Source organism: Thioalkalivibrio sp. ALM2T (assembly GCF_000381505.1).
Classification (GTDB): Bacteria; Pseudomonadota; Gammaproteobacteria; order Ectothiorhodospirales; family Ectothiorhodospiraceae; genus Thioalkalivibrio; species Thioalkalivibrio versutus.
Genome location: NZ_KB906557.1, coordinates 180,365 through 197,693, shown reverse-complemented (window position 1 = coordinate 197,693; position 17,329 = coordinate 180,365). Strand labels below are relative to the sequence as shown.

Sequence of the window (17,329 nt, the reverse complement as noted above, 5' to 3'; positions counted from 1 at the left end):
CCGCGCCCGCGAAGCGGGCGCCAGGGGGTAGGATGCGGATGAGCGTAGCGAATCGCATCAGGGTTTCGCACGGCGTGGGGAACGGTGCGTTTCGCTGCGCTCAACCGCACCCTACGGGATACCGTCTGTTTTGACCTTCTCCTCCCGTATGGAGCCCCTCGCGGAGGGCGTGATGGGCCGGAAGAAGGCGCTGGATGTCTGAGCGAAGCGCAGCGTAGCGAGTTCAGCGCCGCCGGCCCAGCGCGTCCGGAGCGAGGTTCCCGGGCGAAATCCGGGTGCCCTTCTTTAGGTACTTTCTTGGGCAAGCAAGAAAGTACCTCGGGGCGCGCTGGCGAGTCAGCGCTCGGCAGGCGGCGGACCGGAGGCACGTAAACACCAGAGGAAGAACCGGGGCCAGCCACAACTAGGCAGGCGGCGGGCCAAGGGCACCGTAAACACCGACGACGAACACTGGCCAGCCGGCGGAGTCGCCGGGAAAAAGCGGGCGTCAGGCTTCGCCCATGAGCCAGGCGCTCACGGCGCCGGCGAGGCTCATCAGCGCGAGTACGAAGATGGCGACTTCGGTGCCGGCCAGTTGGGCCAGCAGGCCGAACAGGCCGCCGATCAGCAGCAGGCCACCGATGACGGTGTTGCTGACGGCGGTGAACGCGGCGCGCGTTTCCTGGGTTGCCATGTCGACCAGGTATGTCTTGCGGCCCAGACGCACGCCGGCATGGCTGACCCCGAGCAGGAAGAACAGGGTCGCATAGACCCAGCCGCCGGGGACCAGCGCATGGTCGGTGCCGACGGGCGCGAGCCAGACGCTCAGGGCGACCGCGATGCCGAGGCCGGCCGCAAGGAGTCCCGAGAGGATCAGGACCCAGCGGGCGGAGCGGTCGGATAGCCGGCCCCAGACCGGCGCACTGACGGCCGAGGCCAGACCGCTGGCGAGGATTAGCAGGCCCAGGGTGCCCAGATCACCGGCGGTCGCGTCCTCCGCGAGCAGGACGTAGAAGGGCAGTGCCAGGGCCGTGCTCATCAGCAGTGCGCGGGTCAGGACGAAGTGACCGAAGGCGCGATCGGTCCACAGCAGGCGCATCGACTGGATGGCCTCAGTGACGGCGTTGCCGCCGCCTTCGGTGGCACCCGGATCCTCGCGCAGCCGGGTGAAGGTCGCGGCGGCGACCCACCAGGCCCCGGCCGAGGCGACCAGCAGGGCCACGAACACGCCAATGCCGGCCTCTTCCAGGTTCGCGAGGGTGAGGTAGACGCCCAGCCCCAGGGTGAAGAACCCGGCCAGCGAGGCGGCATAGCCCATCACCGTCCCGCGCCGATGCTTGGCGATGGTCTTGCCCAGCACGTCCTTGGCTGCGACCGAGTTGATCCCGCGGGAAAGGGCAAACACGGCCAGCAGCCCGAGGATCGCCCAGCCGGCGGCTGCACCCTCCAGGGTCAGCGCGACCACGGCCATGCCGGCCACCGCGAGCCCGGAGAGTAGGCTGCCGAGGATCCAGAAGCCCTTGCGGATGGCCCGCCGCCGGATGGCGGCGGCGACGAACAACTGCGGCAGCAGCGAGCCGGACTCGCGGATCGGGACCAGGAAGCCGGCAAAGGCGGCCGGGGCCCCCAGGGCGCCCAAGAGCCAGGCGAGGACCAGGCGGGCCGAGGCCAGCTCGTCGCCGATCTTGCTCAGGGTGTTGGAGACCAGGTGGACGAAAAAGTTGGTCGGCTGGGCGCTGCAGGCGTTTTCCGGAATGTCCTTGCAGACGCGCGCATCCTCGTCCCCGGCGATGGTTTCGTACAGGGAGATCAGCGGGCGCGGCAGCTTGTCCGGGTCATGTTCGGCCATGGAGTCCTTCCGTTGCGTGGCCCCCCGTCAGTGCGAAGGGCCGAAGGCGACGTGGCAACCTCCCGAAGTTGGCAACGCGCCAGGTCCCGGTGGCTCCGGTGGGAGATTGCAGCGTCGCTGCGCGCCTCGCAATGACGGCGGCTGACTAACGCCGTCCGGCCAACGGATCGCTTGGATCGACGCTGTCGCGGAACGGCTTGCGCCGGTCCAGGTTGGTCAGCTGATAAACGTTGCCCAGCCAGTTGTTGATCACCGCCAGCGCGGTGTCGTGCCAGGTGTTGTCCAGGCGGTCCAGCAGCAGCGCCTCGGGCAGCGCCGGGATCTCGGTGCAGTGCTCCAGCGCGGCCTCGACCTGCTCGCGATGCTCGCCGAGGATCGCGGCGGCCTGCGGCATCAGGTAGTTCTCCGGTAGCGGCGGGTAGGCGTCGCGTTCGCCCTGGATGTAGCGCACGACCTCGCGCTTGTATTCCTTGAGCAGGCTGATGGAGTCGTACTCCGGGTGGCCCTGGAAGAAGACCATGCGGAAGCCGTCCGGCGAGGCACCCAGGTGGATCCCGGACTGCTCGCTGTCCACCAGCACGCGCAGGCCGTGGCGTTCGAATTGCTCGCGCGAGACATCGTTGTAGCGCGAGTGCGGCACATCGAAGCGGGTGTTGACGCCGGTGACCAGCGGATGCCCGCGGTCCACCACCCGGTGCGGGAACACGCCCCACAGCTTCTCGCCCATGTGCACGCGGCGTTCGCCGTAGCGTGCCTGCAGCACGGCGTGGGTGGCGAGGCAGGAACAAAGCGTCGAGGTCACATTTTCCCAGGCCCAGTCCACCACCTCGGCCAGCGGCTCCCAGAAGGGTTCCAGTGCCAGATCCGGCTGGGTGACGTTGGCCCCGGTGATGATCAGCGCGTCGAGACCCTCCTTCTTCAGGTCCTCGAAGTCCTCGTAGTACTGCTTGATGTGATCGCGCCCCTTCGGCCCGCGCTTGAGCTGCGGCAGGGTGAACGGGTGGATATAGAACTGCGCGATCTGGTTGCTCTCGCCGATCAGGCGAAAGAACTGACGTTCGGTAGCCGACAGGGCGGCGTCCGGCATCATGTTCAGCAGCCCGATGTGCAGCGCACGGATCTCCTGCTGCTGCGCGAAGTCGCTGGGCAGGACGGTCTCGCCCTCGCTCCGCAGACGGGCAAAGGTGGGCAGATCGGAATAGGCGACAAGTGGCATTAGAGGCGTGCCTCCCGTTCCAGGGCCATGCAGACCAGGTCATCGAACTCGCCTGCGTTGCGTACGCGTGCCAGTTCGGTGGTGCTGATCGTGTAGCCGTGGGTCTCGGCGATCGCCTCGTAGCGCGGCAGGCGTGCGCGGAACAGGCGCGAGAAGACCCAGCGCACGAAGGCGTCCGGGTCGATCTGGGCGACGTAGTCCAGCCCCTCGTCGCGCATGTATTCGGCCAGCTGCTGGTCGAGGAAGGCCTCGCGGTAGTACAGCGGCTTGGGGTCGCGCTCGGCGCGCTCGATCAGCTGGCGCTCGTCTTCGTCCGTCGCCTTGATGTACAGGATCAGGGTGTGCTCGGCCAGCGTCTCGAGCACGCCGGGGCTGTCCAGTTCGCAAACCGATCCGCCGGCGTCGTTGACGAAATGCGGGTAGCCGAACAGCGTTTGTGCCTTGTGGATGAAGTCCGGCACGTCGAGCATCGCCTGCACCTCGGCCTGGTGGTGCAGGGTCTGGCGCCGCTTGAATTCGGTCAGCGGCAGGCCGCCCAGCTCCGGGTTGCCGAGCTTGCCAAGGAAGCTCGCCACCGGGTGCAGGTTGTCCACGGTGATGTTGTTGATGATCTGGATCGAGTCCGAGCGCAACAGGTCGCGCAGGAACGGCACCGCCATCGCCTGGGCCTTGATGTTGTCCAGGATCGGCTCGCTCAGGTAGCGCGTGCCGATGCGGTAGTCCCCCGAATAGTGGAACCAGTCCTCGCGCCGGAGCATGTTGGACAGGCGCGTCTTGCCGACACCGGACATCCCCAGCAGGGTGATGCGGCGGTGCTCCTGGTTGCGGTATTCGTCGGGTGTCAGGCGCATGGGGACTCGATTAGCGTCGCAGGATGAACAGGATACCGGCGATCACCGCCAGGCCACTGATGACGTAATGGTCGTACTGGAACTGCAGCCCCAGCAGGCCGCGCAGGCCGAACAGGATCAGCCAGACGCCCAATAGAATGTTGCCGAGTATGCGCATCCCTGCGGAAGCCTCCGGTTAGCGGATCAGTTGGCTCAGTTCGCGGAACTGCGGATCGGCCGCGTCGCGCAGCCATTCGAACAGCACCGATTCGTGGTTGGTAATGATGGCGCCGGCAGCGCGCAGGCGTTCCAGCCCGTTGCGCTTGCGCCCGGCGTCGCGCGAGCAGACCCCGTCCTCGACGACGAACACGGTTACGCCCGCGTCCAGCAACTCCAGCGCCGTCTGGGTCACGCAGATGTGCGTCTCCGAACCGGTCAGGATGACCTGGTCGCCGCCTGTCAGGCGCGCGCGCAGGTCATCCTCGGCACAGCAGGAGAAGGCCGTCTTGTCGGTGACCGTGCCGTACCCGTCGAGCGCTTGCTGCAGAGTGGCGGTGACTTCGCCCAGGCCCTGCGGATACTGACGCGAGACCTCGATCGGGATATCCAGCTTGCGTGCGGCCGCGATCAGGCGGGCGGTATTGCGCTCGACCTCTTCCCGCGCGTCCGGCATGGCGGCCAGCAGGCGTTCCTGCAAGTCGATCAGGACCAGCTGCGAGCGCGCACGATCGCAGCGGGCTCGCGGATTGGAAGCGGCAGCGGCCATTACTCCAGCAGGCGGTTGATGGCCTCGAGATCGGTCACGCTCAGGCGGCCGGCGGCGCGCTGCAGGCGCAGCGACTCGCTAAGGAAGCCGTAGCGGGCCTCGGCGTAGTCGCGCTCGGCGCGGAAGACCTCGCGCAGGGCGAGCAGGACGTCGACCTGGGTACGGGTGCCCACCTCGAAGCCGGCCTCGGCCGCCTCGAACGCGGACTGGGTGGAGGCCAGGGCCTGCTCCAGGGCGCGCACGCGCGAGTTGTTGGAGATGACCGACAGATAAGCGCTGCGGGTGTCCTGGGTCGTACGGCGTTCAACCAGCGACTGGCCTTCCTGCGCGGCCTGGAAGTCCTCGCGCGCCTGGCGGGTCAGGCCGCTAACGCGGCCGCCCGTGTAAAAGGGGATCTCCAGCTGCAGCCCGACCTGGGCGTCGGTGCCTTCGAAGAAGACGCCTCCGGCATCACCCGGTACATCCAGGCCGTGATAGCGGTTTTCGCGGACCGAGGCATTCAGGTTGATCCGTGGCTGACCTTCGGCGCGCTGCCGCTGGATCTGCTCGCGCGCGGTCTCGGTGCCCAGGCGCTGGGCGGCCAGTTCCAGGTTGTTCGCCAGGGCAATGTCCACCCAGGCCTGCGGGTCGGCCGGGTCCGGCGGAGTCAGCTCGGCGTCGTCGCGCAGCATGTCGAGCTGGTCCCAGTAGGTGTTGGTGATCACCGCGAGCTGTTCGCGGGTCAGGTCCAGCTGGTTCTCGGCGGCGATGCGCTCGGCCTCGGCGATGTCGCGCTGCGCCTGGGCCTCGGTGACGTCGGTGCGCGCGACCAGGCCGACATCGAAGCGGCGTTCGGTCTGTTCCAGTTGGCGTTCGATGGCCTCGACCTCGGCCTCGCGGAAGGCCAGGGTCTCCTGCGCGATCAGTACATCGAAGTAGGCCTGGGAAACACGCAGGATCAGGTCCTGGCGGGCGGCATCCAGCTCGGCCTCGGCGCGGGCGATCTCGAGATCCACCTGTGCAAGGTCGATGTAGTTGCGGCGGTCGTAGATGCTCTGGGAGAGATTGACGCCGAAGCTGGTCTCGCGCCCATCAATGCTGCCCGGCTGATTGCGGTCGTCGCGGTAGAACGCGCCAGCCTCGGCCTGCCCGGAGATCTGCGGCAGCAGGGCAGAGCGTGCGATCGAGCGGTTCTCAAGTACGCTGCGGTATTCCGCCTCGGCGACGCGCAGCTCGGCGTCCTCCGCGGCTGCGCGCTCGTAGACCTCCAGGAGGCTGGAGGCGGCGGCGGGGGCCGAGATCACAAGGGCCAGCCCGGCGGTGGCGAGAAGCGACGGCAGACGGTTCATGGACGCGACTCCGGAAGGATATTAGGAAAATCCTATCCTATCAGAGCCGGTTCGGGCATGGGACCTTCATCCCAGGTTGCCCGCGCCTGGAATGGGCCCCTTGGGTGCCGCTCAGAATTCGAAGGTGGGCTTCGGCTCGAAGCCCACCAGCGGCTTCACGCGGGTCTCGAACAGCTCCTCGTGGCGGCAGCCGTCCTCGGTGGTGCGGATGATCAGCTGGGCCTCCATGATCGGACCGTCACCGGTAATCACGAACAGTCGCCCGCCCAGGGTCAGGTAGGGCTCGAGGAAGTCGTCATATTCGGTCATGCCGCCGGTCAGGATGATCGCATCGTAGCGCGGGCGCGGCGGGGTCCAGTCGGGGGTCACCGAGGCGGTGCGCAGTTGCGCGTTCTCGATGCCGAGATCGGTCAGGCGGTTGCGGGCGGCCAGGCGCAGCTCGTCGATGCGCTCGACGCTGTCGACCTGGGCCGCCAGATGGGACAGGCAGGCCGTGACGTAGCCGGAACCGGTGCCGATCTCCAGCACGGTTTCGGTAGGCTGTGGCGACACGGCCTGCAGCAGGCGGCCGATTACGACCGGCGGCAGGGTGTTCTCGTCGTGCCCCAGGGGGATTTCGGAATCGGCGTACGCCAGGGCCTGATAGGGCTCGGGCATGAAACGCTCGCGCGGGAGCGTTTCCATTACGTCCAGTACACGGGTGTCCAGCACGTCCCAGGGGCGGACCTGCTGTTCGACCATGTTGATCCGGGCCTTGGCGTAATCCATCGCGTTTTCCTCAGTACGCTCGACAGCCGCGAAAGAGTACGTTCACGGGGCGAAACAGGCAAGTAGGCACCTGCTCGCAGGCGAGTGCCCATGCCATTGTCGGGCGCGGGCAGGGGCTTCGCCTGCGAGCAGGCGCCTATGCGTCGGGGTGTTCGTCGAGGGCGTCGGCAATGGCGCGAATGCGCTCGCGCTGCAGGGCCTCGCCCAGTGCCTTGCCCTTGTGTCCCTCGGCCATCAGGGCCGCTGGCTGAACGCCTTGCGCGGCCGCCACGGCGCGACGCACCGCGTCGGCTTGCGGATAGGGCTTGTCCTCCCAGCCGGTGCGGCCGCGGAAGTCCGCCTCCACCGCCAGCAGGAAGGGCTCCACGTTCTCCGGGCGGCGCAGGACGTCCAGGCCGTCGACCAGCTTCATCACGGTCTTCGGGCGCAGCTCGAACACGCGATGCACCAGTCCGTGGTAGCGCGCCACGCGCACTGCCAGGTCGCGGTAGCGATTGGGTATGCGCAGGCGCTCGGTCAGGGCGCGGATCAGGTCCACCCCGCGTTCCTCGTGCCCGTGATGGCTGGGCAGGATCTCCGGGTCGGTGGTGCCCTTGCCGAGGTCGTGCACCAGCGCGGCGAAACGGACCTCGGGTGCGTCGGAAAGCCGAGTCGCCTGGTCCAGCACCATCAGGGTATGCACGCCGGTGTCGATCTCCGGGTGGTAGCGCTCCGGCTGGGGCACGCCGAACAGGCGTTCGATCTCGGGGAACAGGACGGCGAGCGCCCGGGCCTCGCGCAGCACCTCCAGAAAACGTCGTGGTGCGGGGCTTCTCAGGGCCTTCTCGCATTCCGCCCAGACGCGTTCGGGTACCAGGGCGTCGACCTCGCCGGAGGTGACGAGCTCGCGCATCAACGTCAGCGTGTCGGGCGCGACCTCGAAGCCCCATGGCGCGAGCTGGGCGGCAAACCGCGCCACGCGCAGCAGGCGCACCGGGTCCTCGGCGAAGGCGGGGGAGACATGCCGCAGTCGGCGCGCCTCCAGGTCGGCTTGGCCGTTGTAGGGGTCGATCAAGCGGCCGTCGGCATCCTCGGCCATCGCGTTGATGGTGAGATCGCGGCGTTCGAGATCGTCCTCCAGCGTGACCTCGGGCGAGGCGTTGAACTGGAAGCCGTGATAGCCGCGTGCGGTCTTGCGCTCGGTGCGCGCCAGCGCGTATTCCTCGTGAGTTTCGGGATGCAGGAAGACTGGGAAGTCGCGCCCGACCGGCCGAAAGCCATTGGACTCCATCGCCTCCGGCGAGCTGCCGACGACGACGTAGTCGCGCTCCGTAAACGGGCGCCCTAGCAGGCGGTCGCGAACCGCACCGCCGACGAGGTAGGTCTGCATGGCGGCTACCGGTTCACCCTTCGGATCAGCCGCGGCTGGCCCCGCGATTGAGCGTGCGCAGGTGCTGCATGCGGGCCTCGCGCCCGGCGCCCCCACCGCCCAGATAGCTGGGGGCGATGGATTCCAGGCGGGTCGGGCAGGGCAGCTGCTGTTCGCCGTCGCAGACCGAGTCGATGGTCAGCGAGGCGAAGTTGTCGCGCGACAGCGGCTTGCCGGGCACGAACTCGAGCACGCTGGCCTGCAGCTTGCCGGCCCAGTCGGGCAGGCCGATTACCGGGCGCCGGTGGCCGGAGACCCGGCCCACATACCGCACCAGGTCGCCCAGGGTGTAGGTCTTCGGGCCGCACAGCTCGAAGCCCTGGCCGAAGGTATCCTGGTCTTCCAGGGCCTCGACGAAGTGCTCGGCCACATCGCCCACGAACACCGGGGCGAAGCGCGCCCGGGCGCGGGCCAGCGGCATCACGGGCGAGAATTTCAGCAGCGTCACGAAGCGGTTCAGGAACGAGTCTTCCGGCCCGAAGATGACGGAGGGACGGAAGACGGTGACCGCCAGGGATTCGCTGGCGAACACGGCCCGCTCGGCCGCACCCTTGCTGCGCAGGTAGTGGCTGGGGGCGTCGTCCATGTCCGCCTTCAGCGCGCTCATCTGCAGGAAGCGGCGCACGCCCTGCGACTCGGCGGCGGCCAGGGCCTTCTCGGTCAGCTCGGTGTGGGCGGCGCGGAAGCCGGCGCCACTGTGGCCACGCTCGTTGAGGATGCCGACCAGGTTGATCACCGCGTCCTGGCCCGCGAACAGGCGTTCCAGGGTGGCGGGATCATGGGCGCTGCCCTCGACCAGGTCGACCTCGGGGTTGACCAGGAGGTCGCGATGGCGGTGCGGACGGCGCGACAGCACGCGGACCTTCAGGCCGCGGTCAATCAGTCGGCGGATGATGTGGTGGCCGACAAAGCCCGTGCCGCCGAGCAGGCAGACATTGCGAATCGAATCGATCGACATGGGGCAAGGTCCTTCCGAAAGCGAATGCGGATCGTCTTATACTCGGGTGACCCGCATTGTTCAAACTAGCAAATAGTTGACCTGTGTTTCCCATGGCCTGTTTCCGGGTCACCAATCCGAGGCGCCGACATGACCGAACTGACCGCGATCAACCCTGCGACCGGCGAGACGCTCGCGCGTTACCCCCGCATGGATCGGGACGGGCTGGAGGCCGCCCTGGCACGCGCGGCCAGTGCCGCACCGGACTGGGCGGAACGCCCGGTGGCGGAGCGCGCCGCCCGCCTGAACGACCTGGCCGGGGTGCTGCGCGACGCGCGCGAGACCCTGGCGACCACGGCCACCCGCGAGATGGGCAAGCGGCTGGTCGAGGCGCGCGCCGAGGTCGACAAGTGTGCCAACGCCTGCGAGTACTACGCCGAGCACGGCCCGGACTTGCTGCAGGACACGATGATCGCCTCGGATGCGAGCCGTTCCTTCATCGCCTGGCAGCCACTGGGGACCGTGTTGCTGGTGATGCCCTGGAACTTTCCTTACTGGCAGGCCTTTCGCCAGGCGATCCCGGCCACGCTGGCCGGCAACACCGTGCTGCTGAAGCACGCCTCCAACGTCCCCGGTTGCGCCGCGCACCTGGAGCAGGTGTTCACGGCGGCCGGTTTTCCCGAGGGCGTGTTCCGCAACCTGCCGGTTGGCTCCGATGCGGTGGAGGGCATCATCTCTGACCGTCGCGTGCAGGGCGTCAGCCTGACCGGCTCCGAAGGCGCCGGCCGCGCGGTGGGGGCTGCGGCCGGCAAGGCCCTGAAGTCCTCGGTGCTGGAACTGGGCGGCTCGGATGCCTTCGTCGTGCTGGCGGATGCCGATCTCGACCACACCGTGGAGCAGGCGGTACGCGGGCGCTTCCAGAACAACGGCGAGACCTGCATCGCCGCCAAGCGCTTCATCGTCGAGGAGGCCATCGCGGATGCCTTCGTCGAACGCTTCCAGGCGGCCATCGAGGCCCTGGTCATCGGTGATCCGATGGACGAGGGAACGAACATTGGGCCGCTGGCGCGCGATGATCTGCGTAGCGAGTTGCACGACCAGGTGACCCGCAGCGTGGCGGCCGGCGCCCGCCTGGTGGCGGGTGGCGAGCCCCGCGACGGGGCCGGTTACTTCTACCCGCCCACGCTGCTGGATGCCGTGGAACCCGGCATGGCGGCCTTCGACGAGGAGACCTTCGGCCCGGTCGCGGCGGTCACCCGGGCGCGCGACGCGGATCATGCCATCGAACTCGCCAACCGCTCGCGCTTCGGCCTGGGCGGCAGCGTCTGGACCGCCGATCCGGTACGTGGCGAGGCCCTGGCCCGGCGTCTGGAATGCGGCTGCGCCTTCGTCAACGGCATCGTCAAGAGCGACCCGCGCCTGCCCTTCGGTGGCGTGAAGGACTCCGGCTACGGCCGCGAACTTTCTGAACTCGGCATCCGCGAGTTCCAGAACGCCAAGACCATCTGGGTCGGTTGATTGAGTGGATCCAGCTCGGGTCTCAGGTGACCAACCTCACCAGCCGTTTCGTTTGTTGCGTTTGGGTCTCGGCCAAGCCTATATTGACGAGAACCAGCGAGGAAACGAAACCATGAGCGCTGCTGAACAGGACAACATGCTCCCGGACCCCGAGGCCGCCACGCTGGCGCGGGAGGGCGCGACGCAACTCGCGCGGTTGTTGGCCGAAAAACCCGCAGCCGAGCGCGCGCAGATCCGCCTTGACGGTACCGAGATGATCGTGCCCCGGCAGGCCGTTGTGCTGTTAAGGGAGATCCTTGGCCAGATGGCACGCGGCAACGCCGTGACGATCGTTCCGACCCATGCGGAAATGAGCACTCAGGATGCCGCCAATATCCTCAATGTCTCGCGGCCCTTCGTGGTCAAGCTTCTGGAGAACGGCGAGATTCCTTATCGCAAGGCGGGGACACATCGGCGCATCCGCTACGAAGACCTGATCGAATACAAGGCTCGCATGGATCGTGACAGCCGCGAAGCAATGGATGCTCTGGCCGCACAGGCGCAGGAGCTGGGTATGGGTTACTGACGCGTGCGTTTCGTCGTTATCTACGACGCGTGCGTCCTGTATCCGGCCCCCCTGCGCGATCTCCTCATACGGCTGGCGCGCACAGGCCGGATGACATTCCTGGGGAACGCAAGGATCGCCGTGCTATGAGCGCTGATGGTCGTCGTCACCAAGCGCCTGCGCCACTGCTTCGCTGGCAATGCGCATCACTTCAATGCGGGCGTAACGCTTGTTGTTGGCCGGGATGATGTGCCAAGGCGCGTATTCGGTGCTGGTGCGGATGACCATCTCGTTGACCGCCGCCTTGTAGTCGTCCCAGCGTTCGCGGTTGCGCCAGTCCTCGTCGGTGATCTTGTGTTTCTTGTACGGCGTTTCCTTGCGCGCCTCGAAGCGCCGTAGCTGCTCGTCGGGATCGATACTCAGCCAGAACTTGAGCACCGTCACGCCATGTTCGGCCAGCTGTGCCTCGAAGTTGTTGATCTCGTGATAAGCGCGCCGCCATTCCCCTTCCGCGGCGAGCCCCTCGACCCGTTCGACCAGCACCCGGCCGTACCAGGAGCGGTCGAAGAGGGTCCAGTAGCCGTCGCGCGGCACCTGCCGCCAGAACCGCCAGAGGTAGTGATGCAGCGCTTCTTCGTCATTCGGGGCGGCGATCGGGATCACCTGGTAGAGCCGGGCATCGAGCGCCTCGGTGAGCCGACGGATGGCGCCGCCCTTGCCGCCGGCATCCGCGCCCTCGAACACCACAACCACCGAATGACGCGCCTCGAACCCCAGCCAGCCCAGCCGGTTGATCGCTGGATCCAGGGCCTTCTTTCGCTTCTTGTATTCCGGTCGGTCGATCGCATGGCTCTGGTCCACCTGATCGAGAATGGTTACCTGCGCCGAGGCGCTCTCGGGCAGCGCCGGGGCGTGCGAGGTGCGGATGGGTTCCGCAGGGTCGGCTGAGGACAAACGGGCCTCGATTGCGCGCAGCAGGGTCCTCCCCGCCGTCAGGTCGCGAAAACGCCGATCGGTTGCCTCGATCAGATACCAGGGCGAATGGCCGGTATCCGTCTCGCGGATGACTCGGGTGGCGAGGTCGGTGAACGCCTCGTAGTGCTCCGCCGCCTTCGCTGTCTCCGGCGCCATGTGCCAGTGGCTCTGCGGATCCTTGCGGCGTTTCTCCACCCGCCGGGCCTGTTCGTCCTGGGGCAGGTGCAGCCAGAATTTCACCAGCAGCGCCCCGTCGTCGATCAGCATCTGCTCGACCTCGCGGATGCGTTCGAGCTCCGCGCTCACTCCATCGTCGTCGATGCGCTGTTGCTGGAAGTCCTCGATCAGCCGGGCGTACCAGGCGCCGAACATCACGCTGATGTTGCCGGCCGCGGGCATCTTGCGCCAATACCGCCACCAGCGAGGGCGCTGAAGTTCTTCGTCGGTTTCATCCCAGAACACATGGGTCTGCACCCCACGTGAATCCAGCCACTCGAGCAGCTGGTTGAGCATCTCGCCCTTGCCGGCACCGGCCACCCCATGCAGCAGCAGGATGACCGGCAATCCCCGGTGGCGGGCCTGACGCTGGGCCTGCAGGAGGGCGAGACGCAAATCGGGCTCGGCCTGCTTGTAGTCGGCCTTACTGACGGAACGCCCCAATTCGGCAGCTTCGAACATCCGCAACCTTCTCTGTGTCATGAGACCGAGAGCACCAAGAGGATCACCGTAGCACAGGGGCCTCGCCGCGCCGCGAGGCCGACCCCCGATCCCGGCTTCGCCGCTCGTACACGTCCCATAAACCGTGACACGTGGACCCAGCGACCCTGGTCCTTCACTTTGCCTGAGGGCATCGCTGGGTCCGGCCCAATGGCTGTGTGCAAGCCAGGTCCGTAGTATCGGAGGGTGTCTGGCTCCCAGACCTACGAGCGGGCGCGGTAGAGGGCGAGTTCCAGGCGGTGGTGGCGGTCGGCGTGGTCGCGTTTCTCGAGGATGCGGGCGATCAGGGGCTGGTCCTGATCCAGTAGCCGGGCGGCGAGGCTGTTGCGGTCGCGGGGTAGGTAGCCCAGGTGGTGATCCATCCAGCGCACGGCGACGGCCTGGCCATCGTGGGCGTTGGTGCGTTCGCGTTCCACGGTCAGGGCCTGGCCGCGCTTGAGGATGTCCCACAGCTTTGGTGCGTCGTGGTGGCGGAAGCCGGCCAGGGGAATGCGGTCCAGGAGTTCTTCGGTGGTGGCGGTGTGGTTGTAGGTGCCGCGCTTGGCGTAGTAGCCGGCCAGCGGGGGGATGGGGCGTGCTTGACGGGTCTGCGACATGGTCGGGCTCCTTGGTGTGGCCTGGATGCCCGTTGTAGCACTGGGGGTGGCTCACAGAATGAGCCACCCCCGGAAATCTCTCTTGATCAGTTGGATTGGGTGTACTGCTGACTGGCGCGCGCGAGGTCGTCGGCCACGCGCTGGCGCAGGTCGGCGGGCGCCAGCACCTCGACGCCTGGGCCGTGGCGCAGGATCTCCTGGACCAGCTCGGTCGGGTCGGCGTAGGGAATACGCAGGCGATACGCGTCGCCCTCGTATTCGCCGATCTGCTCCGGGTGCCAGATCTCGTCGGCGACCCAGCGGGCATGTTCCGGGGTGAAACGCAGCACGGCCCATTCCTGTGCGGGACCGGTGAAGATGCCAAAGGCGTCTCCGGTATGAGCGTCCAGGATCGCCTCGTCGATGGTGCGGTAGGCAGACTCCACCGGCTGCACCGAGCGGATGCGCTCCAGGGCGAAGGTGCGCAGGTCCCGGGCCTGCTCGCACCAGGCGATCAGGTACCAGTTGTCGCGGTAGTAGAGCAGGCGCTGCGGGTGCACGACGCGACAACTCGCGGCGTCCCGGGCACGGCCGTGATACTCGATCTCGACGGGGTGTTCGTCCAGGGTCGCAGCGGCCACGGCCTGAAAGCTTTCGCCGCGGCTGCCGCGCTGGGCCAGCGGCTGGATGTGGATGCGGCGGCGCACGGTGTCCGGCTGGTGCCCGCCGCTGGCGAGCAGCTCGCGGATGCGGCCCTTCAGCGGCCCCAGCGTGGGCGCCAGCAACCCGGGCTGCACGTCCTCCAGGAGTTGCTCCATGGTCAGCAGCGCGAGCAGCTCGGATTCGTTGAACCACAGACCCGGCAGCTCGAAGGCCGGGGCATCCTGTGTGTAGCGGTAGCCGTTGGCCTGGGCATCGTATTCGATGGGCGCCTGCATGAAGTCGCGCATGTATTCGAGGTCGCGCTTGACGGTCGCGCGCGAGACCTCGAGGCGCTCCATCAGGTCCGCCAGTGAGGGCGGCCGCCGCCCCTGCAACAATCGGTGCAGGTGAAAGATGCGCTCGGCGCGGTTCACGGGCGGGGAAGGGGTCGATGCATGCCCGGGGACGCTACCCATTCGCCCGGGGCCCCGCAAGCGACGCGCCGGGGCGCCGGATGCCCGCCGGGTCGGGTGTGGCGGTTGCGGGCGACCGTCCCGGTGGTCAGTGGAGGCGCCGGCTGACGCGGATGATCTCCTCGTCGGAGGCGAGGATCTCGCGCTGGAAGCCGTGGCGTTGGGCGAGCGCGAGCATGCCGCCGTTGTGGCGCAGCACCTCGCCAAACAGTTCGCGCAGGCCGGCGTTGCGGGCCGAGTCGATGACGGCCTCCATCAGGAGGCTGCCCACGCCGCGGCTTTGCCAGGAGTCACTGATGACCACGGCGAACTCCGCGCTCTCGCCGTCGGGTTCGGTGGTGTAGCGGGCGACGCCGACCTGTACCTCCCGGCCTGCGTGGTGGTCGACCGCGATGAAGGCCATCTCGCGGTCGTAGTCGATCTGAGTGAAGCGCACGAGCATCTCGGGCGTGAGTTCGTCCATCGAGCGCATGAACCGGAGATAGCGGGACTTCTCCGACAGGCTGCGCACGAATTCCTGCTCGATGGCAGCGTCCTCGGGCCGGATCGGCCGGAGCTCGAGTTCATGGCCGTCGCGGGTGGTGACCTTCCGGGCCATGTGGCCGGGATAGGGGTGGATGGCCATGTGCGCGTAGTCACGGCCGTCGTGCGCGGGATCGGCCAGTTCGATGCGGGCGTCCACGGCCATCACGCCGTTCTCGCCGGCCTGCAGGGGGTTGATATCCAGCGCGGCGAGTTCGGGCAGCTCGCAGGCCATCTCCGAGACCCGGAGCAGGACCTGTTCCACCGCGCCCTCGCGCACCGGGGGCGCGCCGCGAAAGTTGCCGAGGGTGCGCGCCGCGCGAGTCTGCGCCATCAGGCGCCGGGCCAGCGAGGGGTTCAGCGGCGGCAGGGCGACGGCCTGGTCGCCGATGACCTCCACCGCGGTCCCGCCCAGTCCGAAGGCGATTACCGGGCCGAACACCGGGTCGCGCGAGATCCCCACCAGCAGTTCGCGAACATGCCCGACCTCGGCCATGCGTTCCACGCTCACGCCTTCGACCTCGACCTCCGGGAATTGCTCGTGGATCTGGTCGAGCATCTCCTGGGCCTGCTGGCGCACGGCCTGCACGCTGCGCAGGTTGAGTCGTACACCGCCGAAGTCGCTCTTGTGGGTGAGGTCGGGTGCACTGATCTTGAGCGCGACCGGGAAGCCCAGGGTCTCGGCGGCGAGCATCGCGTCGGCCGGGTCGCGGGCGAGGATACTGGGACTGCAGGGGATGTGGAAGGCGGCCAGCACGGCCCGGGACTCGCGCATACTCAAGACCTTGCGACCCTGGCTGCGCGCGTGCTGCAGGATCAGCTGCGCGCCCTCGATATCCGCGGGCTGGTCATCGCTGCGGGGGCCGGGGACCTGCAGCAGCATGCGCTGGTTGCGTCGGTGTTCGATCAGCCAGGCGAAGGTCTCGACCGCGCCCTCGGGCGTGCGGAACTGGGGGATCCCTTCCGCGTCGAAGCGTTTCCGTGCGCGGGCCACCAGCGGGTCGCCCATCCAGCAGGCCAGCACCGGCTTGTGGCTTTTGCGGGCCTGTTCGATCACGGCCTCGGCACAGGCGTCGGGATCGGTCATGGCCTGCGGGGTGAGCAGGACGCTCGCCATGTGAACCCCGGGGTCCGCGAGCACGATGCGCAGGGCTTCGCCATAGCGTTCGGGGGTGGCGTCGCCGAGGATGTCCACCGGGTTGCCATGCGACCAGTGGGCGGGCAGCAGGGCGTTGAGCGCCTCCAGCGTGCCGTCGGCCAGCGTGGCCAGGTTCAGGCCGAGGTCGGCGGCCCGGTCCACGGCCATCACGCCGGGTCCGCCGCCGTTGGTGAGGATGGCGAGATCCTCGCCGCGCAGGCGCACGCCGCTGGCCAGTGTCTGGGCTGCGGAAAACCACTGCGACACGCGCTCCACCCGGACCACGCCGGCGCGCTGCAGGGCCGCGTCGAACACTGCATCCGAGCCCATCATCGCCCCGGTATGGGTGGCGGCCGCCTGGGCGGTGGCCGCATGGCGAGCGGACTTGAGGACTACCACGGGCTTCATGCGCGCGGCGGCGCGCAAGCCCGACAGAAAGCGCCGCGTGTGGCGGATGCCCTCGACGTACAACAGGATGCCCTGGGTCTCGGGGTCCACCGCGAGGTAGTCCAGCAGCTCGCCGAAGTCGACGTCTGCGGCGTCGCCGGTCGAGGCCACGCTGGAAAACCCGATGCCGGTGGGCTCCGCCCAGTCCAGGACGGCGGTGATCAGCGCCCCGGAGCTGGAGATCAGCCCGAGCTTGCCGGGCAGCGCCTGGTTGTGGCTGAAGGTCGCGTTGAGCCCGATGCCCGGGCGCATGATGCCCAGGCAGTTGGGGCCGATCAGGCGCATGCGGTAACGCTGCGCGATCTCGACGCATTCCTGCTGCAGGCGTTCGCCCTCTCGGCCGGCTTCGGCGAAGCCGGCCGAGAGGATGACGGCGCCGCGCAGGCCCGCCTCGCCACAGTTGCGCAGGATGCCGGGGACGGCCCGAGCCGGGGTGGCGATCAGCGCCAGGTCCACCATGTGCTCGCCGGGTTTCAGCTCGGGCACGCAGTGCAGGCCCTGTACCTTGGCGTATTTGGGATTTACCGGGAGCAGGGTGCGCTTGAAGCCGGCCGCCAGGAGGTTGGCCAGCACCGTGCGGCCGACACTGCCTTCGCGTTCGGAGGCGCCGAACACGGCGACGCCGCGCGGATTGAACAGCTTGTCCAGGATATGGGTTCCCATGCATGCTCTCGGTTATGACGTGCCAAGTGTCTTC

The 17,329-nt window shown here is 67.9% G+C and carries 15 protein-coding genes; 2 read left to right on the top strand and 13 right to left on the bottom strand.

Annotation, left to right across the window (positions count from 1 at the left end):
- Nucleotides 1-487 precede the first annotated feature (487 nt).
- The 9 genes from F816_RS0103600 to F816_RS0103560 form a co-directional block, all read right to left on the bottom strand.
- Nucleotides 488-1,828, bottom strand: coding sequence for an MFS transporter (locus tag F816_RS0103600; RefSeq protein ID WP_019593586.1), 1,341 nt, complete (start codon nucleotides 1,826-1,828; stop codon nucleotides 488-490).
- A gap of 145 nt (nucleotides 1,829-1,973) precedes the next feature.
- Nucleotides 1,974-3,044, bottom strand: a complete 1,071-nt coding sequence (locus tag F816_RS0103595) for a homoserine O-succinyltransferase (RefSeq protein WP_018952373.1) — start codon at nucleotides 3,042-3,044, stop codon at nucleotides 1,974-1,976.
- Complete coding sequence (locus tag F816_RS0103590) at nucleotides 3,044-3,895, bottom strand: hypothetical protein (RefSeq protein ID WP_018938341.1); 852 nt, start codon at nucleotides 3,893-3,895, stop codon at nucleotides 3,044-3,046. Before F816_RS0103590 ends, F816_RS0103595 begins: the two co-directional genes overlap by 1 nt.
- A 10-nt stretch (nucleotides 3,896-3,905) precedes the next feature.
- Entirely contained in the window at nucleotides 3,906-4,052 is a 147-nt protein-coding gene (locus F816_RS14945; RefSeq protein WP_018144768.1) for a hypothetical protein, read from the bottom strand.
- 18 nt (nucleotides 4,053-4,070) lie between these two features.
- Complete coding sequence (locus F816_RS0103580; RefSeq protein WP_019593585.1) at nucleotides 4,071-4,640, bottom strand: isochorismatase family protein; 570 nt, start codon at nucleotides 4,638-4,640, stop codon at nucleotides 4,071-4,073.
- Nucleotides 4,640-5,968, bottom strand: coding sequence for a TolC family outer membrane protein (locus tag F816_RS0103575; RefSeq protein WP_019593584.1), 1,329 nt, complete (start codon nucleotides 5,966-5,968; stop codon nucleotides 4,640-4,642). The genes F816_RS0103580 and F816_RS0103575 overlap by 1 nt, the downstream gene beginning before the upstream one ends.
- Before the next feature lie 111 nt (nucleotides 5,969-6,079).
- A complete protein-coding gene (locus F816_RS0103570) occupies nucleotides 6,080-6,736 on the bottom strand; it encodes a protein-L-isoaspartate O-methyltransferase (protein WP_019563426.1) in 657 nt (218 codons plus the stop codon).
- A gap of 136 nt (nucleotides 6,737-6,872) precedes the next feature.
- Nucleotides 6,873-8,105, bottom strand: coding sequence for a multifunctional CCA addition/repair protein (locus F816_RS0103565; protein ID WP_019593583.1), 1,233 nt, complete (start codon nucleotides 8,103-8,105; stop codon nucleotides 6,873-6,875).
- A gap of 25 nt (nucleotides 8,106-8,130) precedes the next feature.
- A complete protein-coding gene (locus tag F816_RS0103560) occupies nucleotides 8,131-9,102 on the bottom strand; it encodes a complex I NDUFA9 subunit family protein (RefSeq protein ID WP_019593582.1) in 972 nt (323 codons plus the stop codon).
- A 129-nt stretch (nucleotides 9,103-9,231) separates the two neighbouring features.
- Between F816_RS0103560 and F816_RS0103555 the strand changes: the two genes are divergently transcribed.
- Nucleotides 9,232-10,599 carry an NAD-dependent succinate-semialdehyde dehydrogenase gene (locus F816_RS0103555; RefSeq protein ID WP_019593581.1) on the top strand — a complete coding sequence of 456 codons (1,368 nt, stop codon included), beginning with the start codon at nucleotides 9,232-9,234 and terminating at the stop codon, nucleotides 10,597-10,599.
- A gap of 112 nt (nucleotides 10,600-10,711) precedes the next feature.
- Nucleotides 10,712-11,164 (top strand): helix-turn-helix domain-containing protein, encoded by a 453-nt coding sequence (locus F816_RS0103550; protein ID WP_019593580.1) that lies wholly within the window; start codon nucleotides 10,712-10,714, stop codon nucleotides 11,162-11,164.
- 123 nt (nucleotides 11,165-11,287) lie between these two features.
- Here the strand turns inward: F816_RS0103550 and pap are convergent, their stop codons facing one another.
- The 4 genes from pap to F816_RS0103525 form a co-directional block, all read right to left on the bottom strand.
- Nucleotides 11,288-12,796 carry a polyphosphate:AMP phosphotransferase gene (gene pap / locus F816_RS0103540; protein ID WP_019593578.1) on the bottom strand — a complete coding sequence of 503 codons (1,509 nt, stop codon included), beginning with the start codon at nucleotides 12,794-12,796 and terminating at the stop codon, nucleotides 11,288-11,290.
- A gap of 242 nt (nucleotides 12,797-13,038) precedes the next feature.
- The gene (locus tag F816_RS0103535; RefSeq protein WP_019593577.1) at nucleotides 13,039-13,431 is read right to left on the bottom strand and encodes an HIRAN domain-containing protein; all 393 of its coding nucleotides are present in this window, start codon (nucleotides 13,429-13,431) and stop codon (nucleotides 13,039-13,041) included.
- 86 nt (nucleotides 13,432-13,517) lie between these two features.
- A complete protein-coding gene (locus F816_RS0103530; RefSeq protein WP_019593576.1) occupies nucleotides 13,518-14,486 on the bottom strand; it encodes a YafY family protein in 969 nt (322 codons plus the stop codon).
- A gap of 127 nt (nucleotides 14,487-14,613) precedes the next feature.
- Nucleotides 14,614-17,295 carry a bifunctional acetate--CoA ligase family protein/GNAT family N-acetyltransferase gene (locus F816_RS0103525; RefSeq protein WP_019593575.1) on the bottom strand — a complete coding sequence of 894 codons (2,682 nt, stop codon included), beginning with the start codon at nucleotides 17,293-17,295 and terminating at the stop codon, nucleotides 14,614-14,616.
- Nucleotides 17,296-17,329: the final 34 nt, after the last annotated feature.

Bases quoted from the DNA above. Each gene is read 5' to 3' on its own strand.
- F816_RS0103600 (WP_019593586.1), bottom strand. From the start codon at position 1,828: ATGGCCGAACATGACCCGGACAAGCTGCCGCGCCCGCTGATCTCCCTG.
- F816_RS0103595 (WP_018952373.1), bottom strand. From the start codon at position 3,044: ATGCCACTTGTCGCCTATTCCGATCTGCCCACCTTTGCCCGTCTGCGG.
- F816_RS0103590 (WP_018938341.1), bottom strand. From the start codon at position 3,895: ATGCGCCTGACACCCGACGAATACCGCAACCAGGAGCACCGCCGCATC.
- F816_RS14945 (WP_018144768.1), bottom strand. From the start codon at position 4,052: ATGCGCATACTCGGCAACATTCTATTGGGCGTCTGGCTGATCCTGTTC.
- F816_RS0103580 (WP_019593585.1), bottom strand. From the start codon at position 4,640: ATGGCCGCTGCCGCTTCCAATCCGCGAGCCCGCTGCGATCGTGCGCGC.
- F816_RS0103575 (WP_019593584.1), bottom strand. From the start codon at position 5,968: ATGAACCGTCTGCCGTCGCTTCTCGCCACCGCCGGGCTGGCCCTTGTG.
- F816_RS0103570 (WP_019563426.1), bottom strand. From the start codon at position 6,736: ATGGATTACGCCAAGGCCCGGATCAACATGGTCGAACAGCAGGTCCGC.
- F816_RS0103565 (WP_019593583.1), bottom strand. From the start codon at position 8,105: ATGCAGACCTACCTCGTCGGCGGTGCGGTTCGCGACCGCCTGCTAGGG.
- F816_RS0103560 (WP_019593582.1), bottom strand. From the start codon at position 9,102: ATGTCGATCGATTCGATTCGCAATGTCTGCCTGCTCGGCGGCACGGGC.
- F816_RS0103555 (WP_019593581.1), top strand. From the start codon at position 9,232: ATGACCGAACTGACCGCGATCAACCCTGCGACCGGCGAGACGCTCGCG.
- F816_RS0103550 (WP_019593580.1), top strand. From the start codon at position 10,712: ATGAGCGCTGCTGAACAGGACAACATGCTCCCGGACCCCGAGGCCGCC.
- pap (WP_019593578.1), bottom strand. From the start codon at position 12,796: ATGTTCGAAGCTGCCGAATTGGGGCGTTCCGTCAGTAAGGCCGACTAC.
- F816_RS0103535 (WP_019593577.1), bottom strand. From the start codon at position 13,431: ATGTCGCAGACCCGTCAAGCACGCCCCATCCCCCCGCTGGCCGGCTAC.
- F816_RS0103525 (WP_019593575.1), bottom strand. From the start codon at position 17,295: ATGGGAACCCATATCCTGGACAAGCTGTTCAATCCGCGCGGCGTCGCC.